Origin of the sequence: Vibrio sp. 1F169, from assembly GCF_041439605.1 — a bacterium.
Lineage (GTDB): Bacteria > Pseudomonadota > Gammaproteobacteria > Enterobacterales > Vibrionaceae > Vibrio > Vibrio tasmaniensis_A.
Genome location: NZ_JBGOOI010000012.1, coordinates 55721 through 77846, shown reverse-complemented (window position 1 = coordinate 77846; position 22126 = coordinate 55721). Strand labels below are relative to the sequence as shown.

Genomic DNA, 22126 nt, shown 5'->3' with positions numbered 1-22126 from the left:
TAGAATCACCTGTACGATGTCTGTACAGGTGACTCGTTTTACTTTTCGCTTGAGGGCATTTACGTGAGCCTATTCCGCTGGGACGAGTGTTGCTGGATCAACGTAAGCCTCAGTACCCCATAGGGGAACGGTTGAAAGGCTATGCTTGAAACTGCCTTCTGTTTCTTTGGTGGTGTATGATAAGTAAAGCAGTGATTGGTTCTCTGCATCGTAGATACGACGAACCTTCATTGTTTTAAAGAAGATACTTTTTGATTGTTTGAATACCACTTCACCAGATTTGCTTTTGTCTATTTTAGCAATCATTTCTGATGTAATTTCACCGGTTTGACGACAAGAGATAGAGCTATCGCTTGGATCGGAAAGGCTGAGGTTTGCTTCGATTGAAGCGATATGACAAGTCACACCTGCGATTTTATCATCATCTAAAGAAGACATTTTGATATCCTTCATTGTGAAGAATCCAAGAGAGACGTCGCCAACCTCGTTGTCCGAACAGCCAGCCAACATTGTGATGATACCCGCTGCTATTAAGGCTTTTTTCATAAGAAGTCCTTTTTATTTATAGAGTTCTGTTTACTATAAGGATATTGAAAGCTTGAATACGAGTGTAGAGCTTTTCGTTAAGTTCTTAAAGGATGTTGTTGGATAATGGAAAATATGAAGCATTTAAAGTACTTGTTGGCCTTGGTCATGCTCTGTATGCTCTGTGCTTGTAGCTCGGCACCTCAGTCGAATATATGTCTTCCAAATAGCTGTGACATTTGGGGATACTAACCGTAGGTACTAAAAGAATGAATAACGAAATACCTGAAATTGTACAGAAGAAAAACCAATGGCTGTTTAGTCAACTCGATATTGCCTACCCCGCAAAAGAGAGCCTGCTAGGCCGAGAACTTTATCAAAGCAAACTCCCGTCCAAGACATACCAACTCCTCACCCAAGATCAAACACCTTCCCAAATTGATGAACTGCATAAAGTCGACTTCCATAAACTGACCGTACTTTTTTCACTTAACCAAGCCAGCGCTTACCAAGATGAAACCGAAAGGGCGTACATGTTAGAGTTTTTGAGTCAGATTATGTTATCTGACGAACATGTCTTATACATAGGGACTCAAAATGGTGATGTAGCAGCGAGCGCTATCGTTACAGAAGCGGAGGATTCTCTGCTAATCTCAGACGTTGTGGTTGGAAGTGGTCAAAGTATCAACGCTTTTGCTAAGCAGATCCTTGATTTTTGGGCACAAGATCATGCTTCTCGCGATAAAGTGTGGGTCGAGAACTAAAGGTTCTTTGAGAAAGCGTTAATCTAAGTAAAATACCCCTTCTTATTTAAAGGGTACTGTATGTACAAGCTATTGTTCTCAATCGCTGTATTGTGTGTTAGCGCTTATTCTTCACTCAGTTTTGCTAATGACTGGGATATCAAACGCATCCTAGTTTTACACTCATACGAACCTTCTTATCAGTGGACCGCTGACTTCCAAAAAGGGATAGACAGTGCGTTCAGCCAATCTCAAGCCGAAGTTAAACTCTCAATCGAGTATTTGGATTCAAAGCGCGTCCATAGCCCTGAGTACTACGATTCTATCGCAAACTACTTACGTACCAAATATGCAGATTATAAGTTTGATGGTGTAATCGCGACTGACGACAACGCGGCTAACTTCCTTGAATCTCTGCCTAGTTTGATCGATCGCTCCACACCTGTCGTTGCTGCCGGTATTAACGATTTCAGTACCGACATGTATTCGGTGTCTGATAGAGCAACCGTGCTTTATGAGAACGATCAGATAGACGTCAATATTGATCTAATTTCGAAGTTAAGACCTAACCTAAAAATACTGTATTTCATCAATGATTACAGTGTCACTTCTGAGTTAATTCGCAAAGAGATGAATCGCGTGATGACTGAGTTCCCTAATATCACATTGGTTGAAATACGCGATTTATCGTTAGTGCGTACCCGTCAGTTTTTGGAAGGTATCTCTGCTGATGACGCGGTTTTGCTCAGTCATTACAATACCGAATTGAATCGAGGCGTGTATCATACTTATCAAGAGGTTTCGGATACTTTGTCTAAAGCAAGTGCTGCTCCAGTGTTTGCTTTGTGGCAGTTCTATATTTCGGGAGATGTACTTGGTGGCTATGTGAATCACTCTCAAAGCATGGGTGAAGAGACGGTTAAGGCGCTCGATAAGTACCTACCTCTTGGTTTCGACGAACCTTTAACTCCAGGTGAGAACAAACGTTTTGTTTTCAATTATCCAGCGATGACAAATTTCGGTATCCGTGAGAGTGCGCTACCTGATGAGGCTGTATTCATTAATGAGCCTTCATCCTTTATTCGTAAAAACTTTCAGTTGCTATTGGGATTGTCGATGGTCATTGCAGGTTTGAGCCTGATTATTTTGATGCAATTTGTCACTCTACGCCAAAAGAAAGAACTGGCTAAAAAGAGCAAACGAATCTTAAAACTCCAGAAACAAACACTGAATATTCAAAAAGATATGATTCATGTTCTCGGAGAGGCGATTGAAACTCGCTCTGGCGAAACCGGTAATCACGTTAAACGTGTCGCCAAGTTGTCTGCGTTGCTTGCTAAGTATCGTGGCTTGAGCCATCGCGAGGTCGAGATGATAGAGATCATCAGTCCGATGCATGATGTGGGTAAGATTTCAGTCCCAGAATCAATCTTGGATAAACCAGGTAAATTGACCGAGCAAGAGTGGGAAGTGATGAAGCTTCACACAACGGCAGGCTATAACTTACTGAAGAGTGGAGCCGGTGATATTACCAATCTGGCTGCTATCATTGCCAACGAGCATCATGAACGTTGGGATGGGGCTGGATATCCTAATGGCAAAGTGGGTGACGAAATTCACTTGTTTGCCCGTATTACGGCCGTCGCGGATGTGTTTGATGCACTACTCAGTGCCCGTTGTTACAAAGAGCCGTGGCCATTAGAGATGGTTATCGATTTGTTCGAGAGAGAATGCGGCTGTCAGTTCGACCCTGAGCTTACTCAGTTACTACTGAGCCACTTACCCGAGTTTGTTGCTATCCGTGATTCGTATCCAGATACCATCACCGCTGAATGTCGCATTGAATTAACGGATAAACCTATTGTTATTGAAGAATTGGCCGTGAATTAACGGTTTATTGGCAAATAAAGTCGTGATTGGTGACGCTCAAAGTATATTAATTTAATGAGTGCTGTTGCTTATGGTTAAGCATAAAGTGATCCACTGCATATTTCGCGTAGAGAAATAAGGGGCGATAGGTAAAGTGTTACCTTAATCATCACGCGTATTGAAAGAACACTATAGGATAAAACTTGAATTCAATGCGAGTGAGAGAGCTATGCGGTTAGAACAAACTAAATGTGTAATTTTCGATTGTGATGGAACACTCATCGATAGCGAGAAGCTGTGTTGCCAAGCCTTAGTGAATGTGTTTTCTGGCTTTGGGGCTAAGTTAAGCGTTAATGACTGCTATGTGCACTTTCAAGGTGGGAAGCTAGCTGACATCTTAATGGATACGCAAGCACGTTTAGGGCTATCTATCTCCATCGATACACTCGAGCCGCTTTATCGCACTGAATTAGAAGCCTTGTTCCAACGCCATTTAAAGCCGATGGATGGTGCTATTGAGCTTATTGAATTCCTCAAGCAACAAGACATTGAGTTTTGTATCGCTTCCAATGCGCCTAAATATCGAGTTGAATCCTCATTGGCAATGACAGGAATGCTCGACGACTTCAAAGGCAAAGTATTTTCAGCTTTTGATGCCAATAGCTGGAAACCGGAGCCCGACCTGATCATGTATACCGCAATGAATATGGGCTTTTTACCAAACGAATGTATTTATGTTGATGACACGGTGAAAGGCATTGAAGCAGGGGTTCGTGCGGGTATTCAATCTTTTAGATTGCGACCAACGTTTGAAGGTTCATTGAGTGATAATACCGAAGCCGACATAGCAGAGCTAGCGGCTCAGGATATTTACAGTTTGGAAGAAATATCGATTTGGATTAATGGCAAGCGCTGCTCAAGTGGTGGTATACCGCACTCTGGAGCTTTGGTGGGGTAAAGCCTAATTGAAGGCTGACTACTTTGCTTAATTGTGTTGTGTGGAAACCACATGCAGCACAAGTGAACTTCTCTCCACTTTCTGAAAGTAGATATTCGTCATGTTGGCATAAAGGGCATGTGATGTCGTCGGTGTATGGTGCATCTGTTTTATTCATTATGTGTCACCTGCAGCAAAAGGGTAAGCGAAAATAAGACCCGTTCAAATAGATTACCCCTAAGCTCGATTATTAGACAGTTTTGGCTCCTCTTAATCCCTCCTTTGCGACTTACTTCATGTTAATAACTGAGGAGTATGGTTTTACCATAGTTATTAATCAGCACCAATAAAAAAGGACTCTATATGAGTCCTTCTTAGGTTTGTTCTTAATTCTGAGCATTAAGCATTAAGCATTAAGTGCAAATAGTTGATAGTTGATAGTTGATAGTTATTTGCCAAGTGCTAAGTGCGGTATCTTGCCAAAGTTTGAGACAGAGAAACCGATGCTTCAGTCAGCTTAGATACGCCCTTTGAAGAGTTTTGAGCGACATCTTTGATTACGTCTGATTGGCCTCGTATATCATTAAGCTCAGCAGCGATGGTATTCGCTACGTTGCTTTGTTCATCAGCTGACGTTGCTATTTGTAGACTCATGTCAATTAGCGCTTGTGCGGAATCTGCAATCGAGTTTACGTCATCACCGATATGTGAAATGAGTTGGCTACTGGTTTGCGCTTGATCAACCGTTTGCACCGTGATCTTAGCAATATTTTGACTCTCTTGCTGTAAGCGTTCAATCATCGTTTGGATCTCAACTGTAGCGGATTGAGTTCTGCTAGCAAGCGTTCTCACTTCATCAGCAACAACGGCGAAACCACGACCTTGTTCACCCGCACGAGCTGCTTCAATCGCGGCATTTAGCGCAAGTAAGTTGGTTTGCTCTGAAATTGCGTTGATCGTGGTGATGACTTCGTTGATTTGGCTTGTATTTACATTCAAGCTCGTAACAGAAGACGAGGTTTGCTCAATCAAAGAAGAAAGGGTGGTTATCTCTGAGATTGCTTGCTGAACCATAGCATGGCTATCATTGATTTGTTGAGCATCTTGCTCTGCTTGCTCTGTAGAGCGCGCAGAGATATTAGATACTTCATTCGCTGATGCCGTCATTTGATCCATTGCCGTTGCAACAGAGTCTAGAGATGAATTCTGGCTCATAATCTGTGTTTCACTGCGCTTCATCTCTTTTTCGAAAGAAGCTGACGTTTCACTCAGTGTCGCTGCGTTTTGGTTTACGTTATTGACTAGTTCACTTAGCGTATCCATTGAACGGTCAAGGGCGCAACCAATCGTACCAAACTCATCTCGGCCCGGATGGAAGCCAAGGCGAGATGTTAAATCACCATCACCAATCTTTTGAGTGGTTGAGTAAAGAACCCAAAGTGCGCCACCTAGGAAGGTTGCAACCCAGTAACAGAAAAGACCAAAAGGCAAACACCATAAAAGACTGAGTAATAATGTGTACAGAGCTTGCTGCTTTTGGTTCTGTGTATCAGTAGTTGAAACGGTAAGAGAGTAGTAGTTGCCATCTTGTGCCAGTGCCGTAGCAGTCACCGAACCCGTGTTTGAAATAGTGGTTTCTTGAAGGCGTGTTTGTTGGCTAATAGAACGAACCGAAGCTGGGGAATCTGACGCTGATAAAATGCCTTGCAACTGATATTCAACCTGCTGTTTTGCACTCGCGTCAATTTGTTCCATATTGTTGACGTAGTTGAGGCCAGCGAGGCTTGCCACAGCGGCAAAAAAGATCAAGAAAATGACCCAAAACTTGTCGTTAATAGACATTTTAATAAACAGTTTGTCTATCGTTCTAAATTGTACTTCTTTCATAAAAACTCCACGGTAAATCCTTTACCGTGGACTCTAAATAACCGACCTCAATAAAAATGTGATTTCGATCGACTAATTATGAAAGTTAATGATAGCAATATATCGTTCATGAGACATCAATCAAGTATTTTTGCTCTCGATGGGTTTATTAGCCTAATGATGGTAATAACCCTACTGAAATAAGGATTTGAATTGCAATGATAAACACGCCAACGCTACCCGCTAAAAACAGCGCTTTGCTTCCACCTAACACTTGGTAAGTTGATTCTGTAGCGTGAGGTTTTACTATTAAATCTGTGTAACGAACTTTGTATACCATTACTGTCGGCAGCAGAATTGCGAGCACTGAAAGTGCAATGGCAGCGTAACCCAAAGCCATGATAAAACCTTGTGGGTAGAACAAGGCAAAACCTAATGGTGGTAAAAAAGTGATAGCGGCCGTCTTAACGCGTTTGGCATTGCCTAGTTTCTTGCTTAGAGAGTCCCCCATGAATTCAAATAACCCCAAGCTCACGCCAATAAAAGAAGTAAGAAGTGCAAGGTCAGCAAATACACCCACGATCAAGCTTAAGTTTGATTGATGAACAGTTTGCGATAGTGAGACTAGAAGCGCACCCAAGCTAGTATCAGACAATAATTGCTCTTGGCTAACCACACCCAACGTAACACTCTGCCAGAAAACATAGATGACCAAAGGCAGTGCAGAGCCAATAATCATGACCTTACGTAAAGAGCGAACGTCACCATCCAGGTATCGAACAATTGAAGGGATGCTGCCGTGGAAACCAAAAGAGGTAAACACAACCGGTATCGCAGCAACAATCAGGCCTTGATGCAAAGGCATGCTCATTAGGTATTGAGAGGTGATGTTTGGTGCAAGGAAACTGAGTACCAGTACCATCGCAATCAGTTTAAGTCCGAATAAAACGCGGTTAACTTTATCAACACTGTGTGTACCAATCGTCACAACTCCCGCAACTAACAGTGTAAATAGGAGTGTAGTGACTTGGCCATTGAGTTCAATCCCTGCGATATCCGAGATACGTTGGTTAAACTGCGCACCGCCACCTGCAATGTATGCGGCACACAAAGCGTAGAAAAGAAACATCACGGCGAAGCTTGCGATCCACTTTCCTTTCGTTCCCAAAATCGTGTGAGCTAACGTGTGTAGAGTTGCGTCCGATTCAGCGAATTGATGAAGCTCTACCATTAATAATGCGGTGAAGGCCATGAGAGCCCATAAGCCAAGCATTAGAAATAGTGAGGTTGAAAAGCCAATTCCTGCAGATGCGAGTGGAAGAGCGAGCATGCCGGCACCAATGGTTGTGCCTGCAATGATCAAAGTACTACCAAAAACCTTTGATTTATTCATTGTATATAATTCTTTACGTTAGGGTGGGTTTTCGTTGTGTTTCTTCTGGTCTAAGAGAATAAACCCAAAGAATATCTCGATTTTCAAGTATCTTGATTGAGTTTAATTCCAAATGCAATGTTTAATGTAATTAAAAATATCCACTGTATATTAATATGTACAGTGGTTGGTGCGTAAGGAACTAAAAATGCTTAAGCAAACGTTTGAGTGTGATTTGCATCAAAATTTATAGGGTAATTTGTTGTAATTGGTGTAAGGTGACAGTACATATGTCGTTCGCGTATGCCCCTTTAGCGTAAACAAGCGTTAATGATCGCGAGTAGCTTCAAGCTATAAATATGGAATGGGTAGAGTAGAGTGCGTTCATCAAAGTGACATAATATAAGTCCAAGATGGTGCACTAGTTAATCGGACAACATGTCCACACCAAGGAATAGAGGGGGCACTATGAGTGACCAATCTTATAATGACGAAAGTCTAGAGTTGTTAGATGCTATGGAAATTGGTATCGATTTATCTGACTATGAACAGACGGTTAAACAATTAGCAGAAGAGCTTTTCAAGTCTTCGAACTAAGTTTTTAAAATCTTTAATTAGGTTTTACTGAGCTAAAGGTTTCTGTAGTTCAACGTTCTCAAATTAAACAATTCTTAAACTGAGCAAATCTCATTAGCTCACACGTCATAACAAAACTATCCTCATTAAAGTTCGCGAAGATAAACGAGTACGTTTACCATGTTACTTAGTTCTCGATACTTTAATGAGGTTCAATGAACTTTCTCGCACACCTCCACATCGCCAAGCATTGTAAAAGTAACTTAGCGGGTAATCTGTTAGGTGACTTCGTTAAAGGCGACCCTAGTAAATACTATTCAAACTCACTTTCAGACGGAATAAGACTTCATCGATTCGTTGATAGCTATACTGATCTTCATGATGTGTCTCGTTCTGCAAAATCGCTTTTCTCACACCAAACACGACGCTTTGCACCTATCGCACTCGATGTATTTTGGGATCACTGCTTAGCCAATCATTGGGCTCAGTTCTCAACGCAATCACTTGAGCGCTTTTGCGTAGACAGCCATCAACAGATCTTTGAACACCAAGAGCCTCATTGGCCTGAGCACTTCATTACTGTTCACCAGAAAATGGCAGAACAACGTTGGTTGCTAAGTTATCAAGACATGCCTTCCATTGAGGTGGTATTGCAACGCATGGCTTTGAGACGGCCAAAGCTTGGGATGCTTAAATCTTGCTATCACGACCTAGAACATCACTACAACACGTTGCAGTGTCACTTTCATAAACTTTATCCTAGTGTTTTAGAAGAAGCGAAGCAGTTTAATTCGCTTCAAATGAAGAAAAATCAAAAGGAAAGGTAAACAGCGTAATGCAGGTTTGCTACAATCCGCGCCTATTTAATCTTTGAGCATCATACTATGTCTGAATCTACAAAATCTTTTAACCAACTAGGATTATCTGAGCATCTTCTTGCTACGCTATCAGAGCTTAACTTTACGGCTCCTACCAGTGTTCAAGAGCAAGCGATTCCATTGGTATTAGAAGGCAAAGATGTATTGGCTGGTGCTCAAACGGGTACAGGTAAAACGGCCGCATTTGGTTTGCCAATTATCCAAAGATTAATCGAGACAAAAGACAACGTTATTCCAAACCCGAAGCTAGTTCGTGCGCTTGTGTTGGTACCAACACGTGAACTAGCGCAACAGGTTTTCGATAACGTAACCAGCTACGCAAAGGGTACCGACATCAAAGTCGTGGTGGCTTACGGCGGCGTTAGTATGAAGGTTCAAACTGAAAACCTACGCGGGGGAGCTGATATTCTTGTTGCGACTCCGGGCCGTCTTATCGACCATATGTTCACTAAGAACATCATGTTGAGCCACACTGAAGTGTTGGTACTGGATGAAGCAGACCGCATGCTAGACATGGGTTTCATGCCTGATATCAAACGCATTCTTTCTCGTATGAATGAGGTGCGACAGACTCTGTTCTTCTCTGCGACGTTTGATAACAAAATTAAAGCTCTGGCACATCGAATGATGCAGTCGCCAAGCGAAATTCAAGTGACGCCAAAAAACAGCACCGCTGACACCGTTACCCAGATGGTTTATCCAGTTGATAAATCGCGCAAGAGTGAATTATTGGCTTATTTGATTGGCTCAAAGAACTGGCAACAAGTGTTGGTGTTTACTAAGACTAAGCAGGGTACCGATGCTCTCGTTAAAGAGCTTAAGCTAGATGGCATTAAAGCGGCATCAATCAATGGTGATAAGAGCCAAGGTGCGCGCCAAAAAGCACTGGATGATTTCAAATCAGGTAAAGTACGCGCGTTAATTGCAACCGACGTGGCAGCTCGAGGTATTGATATCCAGCAGCTAGAACAAGTTGTGAATTACGATATGCCATTTAAAGCGGAAGACTACGTTCACCGTATTGGTCGTACTGGCCGTGCTGGCAACAGTGGTTTAGCGATCTCTTTGATGAGCCAGGATGAAGCTTATCTTCTGGGTGACATTGAACGCTTACTTGATACTCGCTTGCCTCAAGAGTGGTTAGAGGGCTTTGAACCAAGCCTAGAAAAAGATCTAGCCCCCGATCGAGGTGGTCGCAGTAAAAGTCGTTCATCAGAAAAACGTAAGATGAAAGCGAAACTTAAGATTCATCAAAATCGCGGTAAAGCGCGTCGCTAAACCTGCTACTGGTTGAATCGTTTAAAACATAAGCAGACTCACTCAGACATAAAAATGCCCCGCTACTGATATATTCAGTAGCGGGGCATTTTCGTTTTCGTTTTCGTTTTAAGCACTAAGCACTAAGCACTAAGCACTAAGCACTAAGCATTAAGCATTAAGCGTGAAACTTGAAGCCGCGATTTTAGTGTTTGTTTTGCTAGTGTTCACATTTCCACACACAAGGGACTTCATAAATAAGTTCTTCAATCGAACTTGTATTCAATACCCATTCATCAGTGATATTGAAGGTGCTGATCATTTGCTTGTTGAACAATTGCCAATGATTTAACAATGCTTCTTCAGGTGTCGATTGCATGTCGCCTTCATTCCATGTGCTTTCCATGAAAGGAGTAAGGCATACCGCTCCGTGCGCATACATGATCATTTGCCATTTAATTTCATAAATGTTGATCAAATTATCTGGATTCGCATCATTATATTCATCTGCCAACATATTAATTTGTTTTTCGATATCACCAACATTGTCGATAAAGTAATCGACCAAGTTGTCTTTTTGGCGAACAGAGTCGGTGATAAGTTGCATCGGTTTGCGTGAGTGAATCATGTTGCTAAAGAGGCGCATACTGAATAAATAGATAGTAATATTTGGCGCGACGCCTTTTGGTAACTCTTCTACGATTTTAGCAATGTATGACTGAAAATAATCATGCAAACAATCACTTATAGCATGCCAGATTTTCTCTTTGCTACCAAAATGGTGGCGAATAAGGCTATGAGATACGCCTGCTTTCTCACTGATGTTACGAAGAGAAACACTGTCATAACCATGCTCACAGAACATATCCGCAGCTACACCCATGATCAAAAATCTCGTCTCTTCAGCGTCTTTCGCGCTTCTTCTGCCTTGTTTCTTTTCAGTCATCTTCATTTCTACATTTACCTGATTACCACATTCTACACTGTTTTCCTTGAAATAAAAAATACTGCACAGGTGGAAAGTAAAGCTTGAGAATTCTTTAACAATAAATATACTGCCCACCTGTGTAATAAATCATAATAATTAAATGGAGAAGCATCATGCAATCCAATTTGTCTATCAAAGCGATACCGACCAAGCGTACGGGCGCGGTTATTGCCGCACTATTGCTCGCAGGCTCTCTAACTGGATGTAACAAAGTGCAATCAGAGGAAAATGAGCAGGTAATCAAGCCTGTAAAGTTATTTGAGATTCCTCTGCAGGCAGATATCGAGCTTGATAGTTTTATCGCAAAAGTGGATGCAACCGACCGTGCTGCGCTTTCATTTCAAGTGGGTGGCGATATCGAAGCTTTCGATGTTCGTATGGGACAAGAAGTTAAGAAAGGTCAGGTGCTAGCCGTATTAGACGCGACGGATTACCGTATTGCCGTTGATGCAGCTCAAGCTAAATTTGACTTGGCGAACAGCCAATACAAGCAAGCTTCTGAGTTGTATTCGAAAAAGTTAGTCAGTACCGATTACTACGACCAAGCCGTCAACACCTTTACTGCCGCTGACGTTGAGTTGGAACAAGCAAAAACAAACCTTGGTTACACCACATTAGTTGCTCCATTCGATGGCGTGGTATCGATGGTGTTTGGTAAGCAATATCAGTTAATTGCTGAAAAGCAGCCAGTTCTTAATATTTTGAATCACAGTGAAATGGATGTGACGTTCTCTATTCCGGTATCTAAGCTTGAAGACCGTTCTATTCAAGACCTAACGAGCTCAAACATGTGGGTTGTAATGGATAGCCACCGCGGTATTCGTATCCCAACGCGTTTTAGAGAGATCTCTACACAACCAGATGAAGACACCAACAGCTACCAAGCGGTTGTATCTATCGACAAGCCGGTAGGCATCAATCTACTTTCTGGAATGACAGCGCAAGTTGAAGTTCAGAAGAGTAAGTCAGACTACGGTATTGGCATTGTTGATTCAGCTTGGCTAACCAAACAAGCTGACCATGGCGAGCTATGGCGCTATAACCCAGACTCTCGATCGATTTCTAAAGTACAAGTCCTGCTTGATGAGCAAGGTAAAGTTATAGAAGGTCTTTCTTCTGGTGATCTTATCGTTGAAGCAGGTGTGGATGTGTTATCTGGCGGACAGCAAGTAAAAGCTTGGCTTCGTGAGGGGGGTATTTAATGAACCTTTTAAAATTATCAGTTGTTGTCGCGTCGGTTTTGTTACTTCAAGCCTGTAACAATGAAGCTGTACACCGTGAACAACCGCCTTTATTGGTTTCTACCTTTGACGTTGGCGCGCCGCTGACTGATCAGTTCAGAAGTTTTAATGGACAGGTAATGCCCGCTGAATTGACCCCCTTGGCATTTAAGCTCGCAGGCGAAATCCAACAAGTCTTGGTAGAAGCCGGTGACAACGTCGAAAAAGGCCAGTTACTTGCGACCTTAGACAACGCGACGTACCTTCAAGATCTGACTGATGCTAACTCTCAATTCAAACTGGCGAGCAAGCAGTTGGCCCGTGGTACGGAGATGTTTGGTAGCAAGATGTTGTCGCAGTCAGAGTTAGACCAACTAACGGCTAACTATAAGCTGGCATCGGCGAATTTGGCGGCTGCAAAACGCAAGCTAAGTTACACAGAGCTTTTAGCGCCATTTTCCGGGACAGTTTCTACGGTGGACAAGCAACGTTTCGAAAACACGACACCGGGTGAAACACTATTAAGCGTGTACCAGAACGATAAGGTGTATGTACGAATTCAAGTATCAGATTCGATCTTGGCATCGATCAGTCCAGACATGCGTTCAAATAGCTATCGTCCTGAGGCGACCTTTGGCGGTCACACAGGGCAATATCCACTGACGTATCTAGAGCACACTAGCGAATTGCACCCACAATCACGTACCTACGAGTTTTGGATGCAGATGCAGCAGCCTGAAAGTGAAATTCTGCCGGGCACGAGCGTTACGGTCAATGTGGATATGGCGAAAGCGGGTCTGAGTGATGTTCAAGGTTACCAGTTACCAATGACAACGCTAGAAGCGGGCTCTGAAGCTAATCAGTTCTATGTGTGGAAAATGGAAGACGGACAAGCATTCAAAAGCGAAGTAGAAGTCGACAAAATCAGTGGCCAAGGCGCATTAATCGCTCATGGTGTTGAGCAAGGTGATCGACTCGTAAACTCGAATCTAAGAAAACTCCGTGACGGAATCGAATTGTCAGGAAAAGCAGAATGAACATCGCAGAATATTCAATTAAAAACAAAGTAATCAGCTGGCTGTTTCTAGTAATTTTGGCCATTGGCGGCGTGTCGTCTTTTGGCAACCTATCCCGTTTAGAAGACCCAGCTTTTACCATTAAAGATGCAATGATTATTTCAACTTACCCTGGCGCTACGTCTATGGAAGTTGAAGAAGAGTTAACGTATCCACTTGAAAAAGAGATACGACAACTGCCTTATATCGACAAGATCACTTCAACGTCGTCGAATGGTATGTCTCAAATTATGGTCAGCATGAAGATGGACTACGGTCCAGACGAGTTGCCCCAAATCTGGGATGAAATGCGTCGTAAAATCAACGATCTACAGCCAATACTACCCAGTGGTGTTAACTCTGTTCAGATCATTGATGATTTTGGTGACGTATTTGGTGTGATGATCATGCTGACCGGTGATGGCTACGATTATGTCGAGCTAAAACAGTACGCAGATTACCTAACGCGTGAAATCGAATTGGTTGACGGTGTTGGCAAAGTAAGTATTGCGGGTGACCAACAAGAGCAATTGTTTGTTGAGATGTCACTTGAGCGTTTAGCGGCGCTAAACCTAGATATGTCGATGGTAACGTCACTGTTAGCACAACAAAACAGTGTGGTATCGGCAGGCGAGGTAATGTTGAATGGCCAAAGCCTAACAATCAAACCTAACGGAACATTGAGCACGGTTGAAGAGCTAGAAAACCTGATCATTCATGGTCGTGACACAGGCAATTTGATTCGCTTGAAAGATGTCGCTGAGGTTACTCGCGGTATCCAAGAAAAACCGGGCAATGTATTAACGTACAACGGCAAACCAGCAATCAACCTTGGTATTGCGTTCTCTTCAGGCGTAAACGTCGTCGAAATTGGTAACGCGTTAGATGCCGAACTGGATCGTTTAGAAAGCATTAAGCCTGCCGGTGTAGAGCTGAACTACTTCTACAACCAAGCGCAAGAAGTAGACAAATCAGTGGCTGACTTTTTAATCAGCCTAGTAGAAGCCGTTGCTATTGTTATCATCGTACTGCTTTTTGCAATGGGTTTACGCAGTGGTTTGATCATCGGTCTAGTGCTTCTATTGACGGTATTTGGAACCTTCATCCTGATGGATTACAACGATGTCGAACTGCACCGTATCTCACTGGGTGCACTTATCATCGCTCTCGGTATGCTGGTGGATAATGCGATTGTTGTCGTTGAAGGTATTCTGGTTGGCTTGAAGAAAGGCAAAACCAAGCTTCAAGCAGCGAAGGACATCGTGACACAAACACAATGGCCACTATTGGGTGCGACCATTATTGCTATCACGGCCTTTGCACCAATCGGTTTGTCGAAAGACGCGACAGGTGAATTCATGGGCTCACTGTTCTGGGTTTTGTGTTTTTCATTGTTCTTGAGCTGGGTTACAGCGCTAACGCTGACTCCGCTCCTTGCAGAAATGATGCTGAAAGAAGAAGACAAGGTCGATGAGAACGAAGACCCATACAAAGGTATTCTGTTCGTTGTATTCGGCGCGTGTCTGAAAGTAGCACTTCGATTTAGGTGGCTTACCGTAGTAAGTATGGTCGCGCTATTAGCAGTTTCTGTTGTTGGTTTTGGTATGGTGAAGCAGCAGTTCTTCCCGCCATCAAATACGCCAATGTTTTACGTCGATATGTGGATGCCGGAAGGTACCGATGTACGTGAAACGATTAAGCAGACAGAAAAAGTTGAAAGCTACATTCGCCAGCAAGACGACGTTGAGTTTGTAACTACAACAGTTGGCCAAGGCATGCAACGTTTTGCGCTGACATACCAACCCGAGAAAAGTTACGAAGCGTACAGTCAACTGCAGGTACGAACGACTGACCGAGACACCATGTTTAAAGTCTTAGAAGGGCTAGACAAGGACTTGGCCAATAAATTTGAACAACCTACGTTCCAATTTAAATTGATTGAGTTTGGCCCGTCGCCAGCGTCAAAAATCGAAGCTCGTATTAGCGGTGCAGACCCGCAGATCCTTCGCAGCATAGCTGTTGAGGTAGAAGATATCTTGTTGGCGGATCCTGGTTCTCGAAATGTGCGTCACGACTGGCGTGAACGCACCAAAGAGCTCGTGCCACTGTTTAACGAATCAAAGGCACGTCGCCTTGGTATTTCAAAGACGGATCTGTCTGAGACACTACAGATGGCGTTTGGTGGCTACAACATCGGTTTACTGCGCGATGGTACGCACATGTTACCTATCGTGGCACGCCTGCCTGAAGAAGAGCGTTTTGACTTTGAATCACTGAACAATGTGAAGATCTGGAGCCCATCACTGCAAACCTACATTCCTGTAGAACAAGTGATCGATGGGGTTGAGCTTCAATGGTCTGAGCCACTGATTCAACGTCGTGACAGAAAGCGTACGTTAACGGTTCTGGCTGATCACGATGTATTGGGTGATGAAACACCAGCTAGCTTGTTTGCTCGCGTAAAACCACAAGTAGAAGCATTGGCTCTACCAGAAGGTTACAGCATCAGTTGGGGCGGTGAGTACGAGAGTTCAAAAGATGCACAAGAATCTCTATTTGGTTCACTGCCAATGGGTTATTTGTTGATGTTTATCATCACTATGCTTCTGTTCAACTCGGTTCGTAAGCCACTTGTAATTTGGTTTACGGTGCCACTCTCTATCATTGGCGTTTCGATTGGTCTGTTAGGTACTAATATGCCATTTAGCTTCACTGCGTTCTTAGGTCTATTGAGTCTAAGTGGCATGATTTTGAAGAACGGTATCGTACTGCTTGACCAGATCAACAGTGAGCTACAAACAGGTAAAGACCCATATTTAGCGGTTGTCGACAGCGCGATCAGTCGTGTACGACCTGTATCTATGGCAGCACTAACGACTATCTTGGGCATGATTCCCTTGGTATTCGATGCATTTTTCGGCTCGATGGCGATTACCATCATGGCAGGCTTAGGCTTTGCTACAGTACTAACGCTAATAGTAGTACCAGTGATATTCGCCATTCTATATAGAATCAAACCGTCCACTGCGGGTTATTAGGGATTGATATAAAACAGATTCTTTTAAGCCAGCCCAGTCAATTTTGATTGGGCTTTTTTACGGATATGATTTGATAAAACAAGACGAAGATAGGTCCGAACTAAGAGGACGTTGCGATAGCAATGCGTGCCTTAACAAGGATCGTTTTAAAAGATAGGTATTATAAAAGTCGTTAGCCAATGGTAAAGCGGCTTCCGGTATAATAGAGAATAGGGGCTAGATTCTAGATTCTAGATTGCTAGGCGGATATCCAACTCAATCGGCTTTGGCATGGCTAAGTGATAGCCTTGATACATATCGAAGCCTAAACTTTGCATCGCAGTCAGTTGCTGTTGGGTTTCTATCCCTTCGATGACCGTCTTTGCACCGATTTGGTTGGCAAGCTTAACTACTAACTCCATTTTTTGAGTATCACCGTTTTCAAAATCCAACATCACAGAGCGATCGATTTTGATGATATGAGGAGTTATATGGCGAACACGTTGCTCTGTTGATGCCTGTGCTCCAAAGTCATCAACCGCGATTTGAAAACCATTATCTGCAAGTGAGTGGGCCGCGTTTTTTAAACGTTCTTCACTTTCTACATTAAGTTCGACCAACTCCATGACGATTTGTTCGCACGATAAGTTAAGCTCGTGAAGACGTTTAGCTAACAGAGTGTCTTTTACTTTTTCTGATGCAAACAACTCACCAACGTTTGGAAGAACGTTCAAAAAAAGGTTCAAGTGACGGACCGTCGATTGTGCGAAGTTACGGATGTGAATGGCTCGGCTCAGTCTCTCTACGTTGATTTTGTCTGTGTATGAGGTTTCGTCTGAATGGAAGAAGTGATCTGGGCGAACGACATCACCTTTACAATTGGAAATACGAACCAAAGCCTCTACACCTATCTGAGTCAAAGAAGAATCAAATATAGGTTGGTAGACACTTGTAAGTGTTAAGTCTTGGTATTTCGCAATAAACTGCATATCGGCATCCACAGATATACAACTAATAAATTCACTTCTGTCTGATAAAATCATAATCGCTAATAAAAGGTGTTTATTCAGTGACGAGAATATACATCACAGCTGTCATAATATTGACAGGTGTTGATAAATTGTCAATTAATAAAAATTAATTTGTCACGGTAACATCTAAATAATTAAAGTCAGCGAAAAATCAGGATGATAAAGGTCATTATGTATCAAGGATATATATTGATTAGCTTGTTTAATAGGTTCAGTGAATTTGATGTCTGAGTAACCTGTATCACATCAACCCTATCAATATAAAGCCTTAACACGTATACACCTAAAATAAATATGGTTAAAGACTTGCATTCTGGGGGAGTATCAAAATAATAAAATAAATAGATCTTTGTGGTTACATAAAAATGATGTCTGTCTCTCAAAATTAATATTGAGGTTGTTAAGTTATTAATTAGTAAACTGGAGAATCAGGATAATAAATGAGTGGAATATAGGTGTTATTTTATAAAATAATAGTGTTGGTATAATTATTTACGTTATATATCAAATTGAAAATTGGCTTGTATTTTACTGCCATTGTATTACCGCATAAAGTTGCAGGTATTTACGAACTAGTTGTTGATTTCCAGAGCGTTTTAGCGGGTGAGCGAATCGGATAAAACACGGACTGATTTTGAAGTTACTATTTAAATCATCTGCGAATTGAGTATCACTCTCTCTTAGCGTGATACCTTGTAGGCTGTAGTCGCTAATCTGGTCTGGGAGTTCCCCCATCCACCAATGCAAGAGTTCACCACTGTTTTTGCTTCGACTTATCCAATGGTCGGAGACAATAATCAATAGGTCATTGGGTTGAATGGCAAATCCGTACTCTTGCTGCCAGTTATGAATGTCCAGCATCAACTTTTTACGACAAGTCTTTCCTGCGCTCACCATATGGTGGCTAATCATCCAAACGGTACCAATTTCAGAAGAGATTCGGAAGTGTCGTGGCGTTTCACCAGAAGAGAGCATTTCTAGTGGGCTTACGTTGCTTGCATGATTGAAGCTAACGAAAGTGTGCTCCATTCGTCTCGCAAACGCTTTGCCTATGTGATGTTCACTGATCCCTTGATTGTGTACGGTAGGGTAATGACGCTCACAAAGTTTCAAGCAATCGTCTTGAAACTGATTGACGCTTTTAATCACCAGATCTAATAACAATGAAGCCTCTTATACACGGTTGCTATCTTATTGATGGGCAATAGTACGGTAATTTCGGCGCCATTACCTATTGTCAAAGTGCGAGTTCTTGATCCCTCTATCAAAATTAACCATTACTGAGCGATTTTATGGATAGCACTGGCACTCTACTGGTCTGTAAACTAAATTATGAGGAATTATAGCTAGTTAGAAAACTTGAACTGATTGGCAGAGTTGCAGTGAGCTAACGAAATTATAGCTTAGTCGGCTAATCACAATTGTTCTACATACTCTTTATTTGGAAACACCCATGACCATTCAATTAGATTCAAAGCAAAAATCCGAACTCACTCATACACTTCAAAAGTACCTACAAGATGAGCTCGATGTAGAGCTTGGTCAGTTCGACACTGAATTCTTAGTCGACTTCATCAGTAAAAAGTTTGGAGCCGTGTATTACAACAAGGGGATAGAAGACGCTCAAAAAGTGATGGAACGTAAGATGTTAGACATATCAGATGAGCTCTATGAAATTGAACAAATCGTTGAAATATAACTCAGCAAGCGATTGTTCGACAAAGAAATTTGTCCATAAAGCAACTTGTTCAAAATTTTTGAATAACTCGTTTAATTTGAAATGATGTAACTAATGTAAAACTTGGTAAATAATATGTTACGCAAACTTAGTGTAGGGTACGCTTTTCAAAACTACACGACACGTTAACATTCGGAAGAGATGCATGAACAACAACGTCAAAAATTACAATCCTTTAGCAAGAGCAATGCATTGGATCTCAGCACTCGCAATATTTGGCCTATTTGGTGTAGGCCTATGGATGGTTGATCTTTCTTACTACAGTGAGTGGTACAAAACAGCACCAGACTACCACCGTTCGGTAGGAATTCTTTTGGCTGCCGTTACCATTATCCGCTTGCTTTGGAAGCTAGTTACCGCGTCACCTAATGTGGAAGGTAAAAGCTATGAAATTGTAGCGGCGAAGATCGCTCATGGATTTATGTACATTAACTTAGCGGTTTTATTTATTTCAGGTTATTTGATTTCGACATCAGATGGCCGTGGGATCGAGGTATTCAATTGGTTCACTGTACCAAGTATGGGTGAACTATTTGTAAACCAATCTGATCTCGCAGGAACGGTTCACTACTATGCTGCATGGGTACTGATCATTATGGCATCAGTGCACGCCTTAGCGGCGATAAAACACCACGTTATCGACAAAGACGATACGCTACGAAAAATGATAGGAGCTTCAAAATGAAAAAGTCAATTATCGCTACAGGATTAGCATTTGCTATGGCAATGCCTTTCGCTGCGAACGCCGCTGATTACGTGATTGATACAAAAGGTGCGCATGCTTCAGTTAACTTCAAAGTTAGCCACCTAGGTTACAGCTTTATCCAAGGTCGTTTTAACACATTCTCAGGTGACTTCTCATTTGATGAGAGCAACGTTGAAGCGTCTAAAATCAACGTAACGGTTGATACAACTAGCCTTGACTCAAACCACGCAGAGCGTGATAAGCACATCCGTAGCGGTGATTTCATCAATGCTGGTAAGTTTTCTGATGCGACATTCAACAGCACAAAAGTGGTTGATAAAGGCGACGGCAAACTTGAAGTTATGGGTGACCTTAAACTTCACGGTGTAACTAAGCCTATCGTTATCGAAGCTGAATTCATCGGTGCTGGTCAAGACCCATGGGGCGGTGAGCGTGCTGGTTTCGTTGGTACAACTCGTCTAGAGCTTGCTGACTTCAATATCCCAGTAATGGGCGCTTCAAGCTATGTAGACATGGATCTGCATGTCGAAGGTGTAAAGAAGTAATCTAGCTATCAATAATCGCTATCAACATATTTTAGAAAGATCAAAATCCTAGTCGATACGAGATAGGGCAGCGTTAGCCGGTTATTTAGTAATATGGAAAGTAGCAAAGCAGCTAGAATATAGAGAAAGGCGCAAAGTTTTCACTTTGCGCCTTTTTTATTGAGGTAAATGGCCACGCGTTTAGGTCTGTTTTGTGTCAAACCTTTTACTGCGTCTTAAGCCACCATTTACCTCTGCCAGTCAACGTTGCAATGACTGAGTTATCTAGCTGAACGACTAATCCCTAATAGTTCAGCCTACGATTCGTTACTTTGTTTCTAATGAAACGCTTGCTTTGTAAACAGTCGCTAGTTAAGCCGTTTCTAGTTCAGCCTTTGGAACCACGTTTAGGCGGTCGCCATAGATTGGACGTAGTGCTTGCATAACTTCAGTACGAGTCATCACACCGACCATTACGCCATTTTCTAGCACTGGAAGCATATGTGGTTGGCTTACTTTCATCGCTTTTGCACGCTCTTCTAAAGAAAGAGAGGTCAGGCGAGTGGCATAGCCCATGCTTGTTGTCGGGTACAGTTGTTCTTTATCGATACATAGGAACTCAGCAACATCGACCAGTTTGTCGTTTGCATCAATAGCCACTACGTCACGGCTCATTAGGTCTACCACTTTCTGACCTTTAGTCGGAATGTAGTCTTGGCACCAAAGGTCAACCATTACGTCGTGAACAGAGAGGATACCTACTAGGCGGCCTTCAACATCGCAAACAGGAGCGCTAACAAGTTGAGCATCTAAAAGTGAATCAATCGCCACTGAAGTAGGCATTTCTACGCTCAGTGTAATTGGTTGAGTGTTCATGATTTGCTTGATAGTAGTTGTAGTGTTCATAGTGGTTTCCTTAACTGACGTAATTTCTGTTGTTTGAGTTATTGCTGTAATTTTTGCCGCTTTAAGCTGCGGGCGACGGTAGATACTCCAATTGGCTAAGCCGACCAATACCGCACCACCTACAATGTTGCCGAATGTCACTGGTATTAAGTTTGCAGTGACAAATTTCATGATGTTCAGGTCTGCATACTGGGCTGATGTTGCGCCAATTTGCATCCAAAAACTCTCTGGTGCGAATGCTTGAATTGTGATGCCTAATGGAACCATGAACATATTCGCCACACAGTGTTCAAAGCCTGAGCTAACGAACATTGCAACGGGTAATACGGTCATCATTGCTTTAGTCATGGCGTTAGCTGAGCTGAACGTTAACCAAATTGCTAAACACACTAGTAAGTTACAAAGCACACCCAAAGCGAAAGCTTGAACAGGGCTGTGGTGTAGCTTGTGTTGAGCAATGTTTAGAGCGTTTAAGCCCCATTGCCCACCATCCAGTTGATATAAGCCTGCTGCACTTACCAAAGCCAGTAGGAACATGGCACCGATAAAGTTGCCTACATATACCTTGCCCCAGATAGACAACATCTTGGTGAAGGTTATCTGCTTATTAGCCCATGAAATGCTTGATAACACCGAACTGGTAAATAGCTCGCCACCACAAATAACAATCAGGATTAACCCCATGCTGAATGCAAGACCACCGGCTAAGCGACTTAATCCCCATCCTGCATCAGCGCTACCTGTGGTCACCGTGATGTAGAATAAAAAAGCAAGCCCGATGAATGCGCCAGCCATGATTGCCAAACTCAATGTCATGCTGCTGGTTTTATTTGCTTTGCTTAATGCAAATTTCTCGGCTTCCGCCATCATTTCTGTTGGCGAGAACAGTTGCTGATTTTCAGAAGTGCTGGTTGCCAT

Annotated in this window: 19 protein-coding genes; 12 read left to right on the top strand and 7 right to left on the bottom strand. The window is 42.5% G+C overall.

The annotated features are described in order from the left end of the window. Window positions 1-69 precede the first annotated feature (69 nt). Window positions 70-546 carry a CreA family protein gene (locus ACED53_RS07610; RefSeq protein WP_009845193.1) on the bottom strand — a complete coding sequence of 159 codons (477 nt, stop codon included), beginning with the start codon at window positions 544-546 and terminating at the stop codon, window positions 70-72. Window positions 547-794: 248 nt separating this feature from the next. Between ACED53_RS07610 and ACED53_RS07605 the strand changes: the two genes are divergently transcribed. The 3 genes from ACED53_RS07605 to ACED53_RS07595 all read left to right on the top strand — a co-directional run bounded on the left by ACED53_RS07605 (window position 795) and on the right by ACED53_RS07595 (window position 4095). After that, the gene (locus ACED53_RS07605; protein ID WP_029222777.1) at window positions 795-1289 is read left to right on the top strand and encodes a hypothetical protein; all 495 of its coding nucleotides are present in this window, start codon (window positions 795-797) and stop codon (window positions 1287-1289) included. 60 nt (window positions 1290-1349) lie between these two features. Continuing rightward, a complete protein-coding gene (locus ACED53_RS07600) occupies window positions 1350-3158 on the top strand; it encodes an HD domain-containing phosphohydrolase (RefSeq protein ID WP_017097955.1) in 1809 nt (602 codons plus the stop codon). A gap of 208 nt (window positions 3159-3366) precedes the next feature. Beyond that, entirely contained in the window at window positions 3367-4095 is a 729-nt protein-coding gene (locus ACED53_RS07595; protein ID WP_029222776.1) for an HAD-IA family hydrolase, read from the top strand. A gap of 441 nt (window positions 4096-4536) precedes the next feature. Here the strand turns inward: ACED53_RS07595 and ACED53_RS07590 are convergent, their stop codons facing one another. Both ACED53_RS07590 and ACED53_RS07585 read right to left on the bottom strand, forming a co-directional pair. Beyond that, window positions 4537-5961, bottom strand: coding sequence for a methyl-accepting chemotaxis protein (locus tag ACED53_RS07590; protein ID WP_017100523.1), 1425 nt, complete (start codon window positions 5959-5961; stop codon window positions 4537-4539). A 148-nt stretch (window positions 5962-6109) separates the two neighbouring features. Further along, complete coding sequence (locus tag ACED53_RS07585) at window positions 6110-7333, bottom strand: aromatic amino acid transport family protein (protein WP_017100524.1); 1224 nt, start codon at window positions 7331-7333, stop codon at window positions 6110-6112. 447 nt (window positions 7334-7780) lie between these two features. Between ACED53_RS07585 and ACED53_RS07580 the strand changes: the two genes are divergently transcribed. From ACED53_RS07580 to ACED53_RS07570, 3 genes are all read left to right on the top strand, one after another. After that, complete coding sequence (locus ACED53_RS07580; RefSeq protein ID WP_017059831.1) at window positions 7781-7909, top strand: hypothetical protein; 129 nt, start codon at window positions 7781-7783, stop codon at window positions 7907-7909. A gap of 194 nt (window positions 7910-8103) precedes the next feature. Next, window positions 8104-8715: an ACP phosphodiesterase gene (locus tag ACED53_RS07575; RefSeq protein ID WP_017100525.1), complete on the top strand. Its 612-nt coding sequence runs from the start codon at window positions 8104-8106 to the stop codon at window positions 8713-8715. Between the two features lie 57 nt (window positions 8716-8772). Next, on the top strand, window positions 8773-10044 hold the full coding sequence (locus ACED53_RS07570) for a DEAD/DEAH box helicase (RefSeq protein WP_012600681.1): 1272 nt from the start codon (window positions 8773-8775) through the stop codon (window positions 10042-10044). 199 nt (window positions 10045-10243) lie between these two features. Here the strand turns inward: ACED53_RS07570 and ACED53_RS07565 are convergent, their stop codons facing one another. Then, window positions 10244-10975: a TetR/AcrR family transcriptional regulator gene (locus ACED53_RS07565; protein ID WP_017100526.1), complete on the bottom strand. Its 732-nt coding sequence runs from the start codon at window positions 10973-10975 to the stop codon at window positions 10244-10246. A 149-nt stretch (window positions 10976-11124) separates the two neighbouring features. Here ACED53_RS07565 and ACED53_RS07560 point away from each other — a divergent pair, with 149 nt between their 5' ends. Genes ACED53_RS07560 through ACED53_RS07550 form a run of 3 tightly spaced genes read left to right on the top strand, consistent with a single transcriptional unit; the run spans window position 11125 to window position 16324 of the window. Further along, on the top strand, window positions 11125-12213 hold the full coding sequence (locus ACED53_RS07560; RefSeq protein WP_017100527.1) for an efflux RND transporter periplasmic adaptor subunit: 1089 nt from the start codon (window positions 11125-11127) through the stop codon (window positions 12211-12213). Continuing rightward, a complete protein-coding gene (locus ACED53_RS07555) occupies window positions 12213-13268 on the top strand; it encodes an efflux RND transporter periplasmic adaptor subunit (protein WP_017100528.1) in 1056 nt (351 codons plus the stop codon). The genes ACED53_RS07560 and ACED53_RS07555 overlap by 1 nt, the downstream gene beginning before the upstream one ends. Then, window positions 13265-16324 carry an efflux RND transporter permease subunit gene (locus tag ACED53_RS07550; RefSeq protein WP_017100529.1) on the top strand — a complete coding sequence of 1020 codons (3060 nt, stop codon included), beginning with the start codon at window positions 13265-13267 and terminating at the stop codon, window positions 16322-16324. Before ACED53_RS07555 ends, ACED53_RS07550 begins: the two co-directional genes overlap by 4 nt. A 230-nt stretch (window positions 16325-16554) precedes the next feature. On the opposite strand, the gene ACED53_RS07545 is transcribed toward ACED53_RS07550, so the two are convergent. Further along, window positions 16555-17292, bottom strand: coding sequence for an EAL domain-containing protein (locus ACED53_RS07545; protein WP_050395113.1), 738 nt, complete (start codon window positions 17290-17292; stop codon window positions 16555-16557). 570 nt (window positions 17293-17862) lie between these two features. Continuing rightward, entirely contained in the window at window positions 17863-18498 is a 636-nt protein-coding gene (locus tag ACED53_RS07540; protein ID WP_009845296.1) for a hypothetical protein, read from the bottom strand. A 289-nt stretch (window positions 18499-18787) separates the two neighbouring features. Between ACED53_RS07540 and ACED53_RS07535 the strand changes: the two genes are divergently transcribed. The 3 genes from ACED53_RS07535 to ACED53_RS07525 all read left to right on the top strand — a co-directional run bounded on the left by ACED53_RS07535 (window position 18788) and on the right by ACED53_RS07525 (window position 20323). Then, the gene (locus ACED53_RS07535) at window positions 18788-19033 is read left to right on the top strand and encodes a DUF2164 domain-containing protein (RefSeq protein WP_017059821.1); all 246 of its coding nucleotides are present in this window, start codon (window positions 18788-18790) and stop codon (window positions 19031-19033) included. A 184-nt stretch (window positions 19034-19217) separates the two neighbouring features. Further along, window positions 19218-19757: a cytochrome b gene (locus ACED53_RS07530; protein ID WP_017100530.1), complete on the top strand. Its 540-nt coding sequence runs from the start codon at window positions 19218-19220 to the stop codon at window positions 19755-19757. After that, window positions 19754-20323: a YceI family protein gene (locus ACED53_RS07525; RefSeq protein ID WP_029222775.1), complete on the top strand. Its 570-nt coding sequence runs from the start codon at window positions 19754-19756 to the stop codon at window positions 20321-20323. The genes ACED53_RS07530 and ACED53_RS07525 overlap by 4 nt, the downstream gene beginning before the upstream one ends. 351 nt (window positions 20324-20674) lie before the next feature. On the opposite strand, the gene focA is transcribed toward ACED53_RS07525, so the two are convergent. Beyond that, window positions 20675-22126 carry a formate transporter FocA gene (gene focA / locus ACED53_RS07520; RefSeq protein ID WP_009845303.1) on the bottom strand — a complete coding sequence of 484 codons (1452 nt, stop codon included), beginning with the start codon at window positions 22124-22126 and terminating at the stop codon, window positions 20675-20677.

Coding starts and splice junctions, on each gene's coding strand:
- ACED53_RS07610 (WP_009845193.1), bottom strand. CDS start 546: ATGAAAAAAGCCTTAATAGCAGCGGGTATCATCACAATGTTGGCTGGC.
- ACED53_RS07605 (WP_029222777.1), top strand. CDS start 795: ATGAATAACGAAATACCTGAAATTGTACAGAAGAAAAACCAATGGCTG.
- ACED53_RS07600 (WP_017097955.1), top strand. CDS start 1,350: ATGTACAAGCTATTGTTCTCAATCGCTGTATTGTGTGTTAGCGCTTAT.
- ACED53_RS07595 (WP_029222776.1), top strand. CDS start 3,367: ATGCGGTTAGAACAAACTAAATGTGTAATTTTCGATTGTGATGGAACA.
- ACED53_RS07590 (WP_017100523.1), bottom strand. CDS start 5,961: ATGAAAGAAGTACAATTTAGAACGATAGACAAACTGTTTATTAAAATG.
- ACED53_RS07585 (WP_017100524.1), bottom strand. CDS start 7,333: ATGAATAAATCAAAGGTTTTTGGTAGTACTTTGATCATTGCAGGCACA.
- ACED53_RS07580 (WP_017059831.1), top strand. CDS start 7,781: ATGAGTGACCAATCTTATAATGACGAAAGTCTAGAGTTGTTAGATGCT.
- ACED53_RS07575 (WP_017100525.1), top strand. CDS start 8,104: ATGAACTTTCTCGCACACCTCCACATCGCCAAGCATTGTAAAAGTAAC.
- ACED53_RS07570 (WP_012600681.1), top strand. CDS start 8,773: ATGTCTGAATCTACAAAATCTTTTAACCAACTAGGATTATCTGAGCAT.
- ACED53_RS07565 (WP_017100526.1), bottom strand. CDS start 10,975: ATGAAGATGACTGAAAAGAAACAAGGCAGAAGAAGCGCGAAAGACGCT.
- ACED53_RS07560 (WP_017100527.1), top strand. CDS start 11,125: ATGCAATCCAATTTGTCTATCAAAGCGATACCGACCAAGCGTACGGGC.
- ACED53_RS07555 (WP_017100528.1), top strand. CDS start 12,213: ATGAACCTTTTAAAATTATCAGTTGTTGTCGCGTCGGTTTTGTTACTT.
- ACED53_RS07550 (WP_017100529.1), top strand. CDS start 13,265: ATGAACATCGCAGAATATTCAATTAAAAACAAAGTAATCAGCTGGCTG.
- ACED53_RS07545 (WP_050395113.1), bottom strand. CDS start 17,292: ATGCAGTTTATTGCGAAATACCAAGACTTAACACTTACAAGTGTCTAC.
- ACED53_RS07535 (WP_017059821.1), top strand. CDS start 18,788: ATGACCATTCAATTAGATTCAAAGCAAAAATCCGAACTCACTCATACA.
- ACED53_RS07530 (WP_017100530.1), top strand. CDS start 19,218: ATGAACAACAACGTCAAAAATTACAATCCTTTAGCAAGAGCAATGCAT.
- ACED53_RS07525 (WP_029222775.1), top strand. CDS start 19,754: ATGAAAAAGTCAATTATCGCTACAGGATTAGCATTTGCTATGGCAATG.
- focA (WP_009845303.1), bottom strand. CDS start 22,126: ATGGCAACCAGCACTTCTGAAAATCAGCAACTGTTCTCGCCAACAGAA.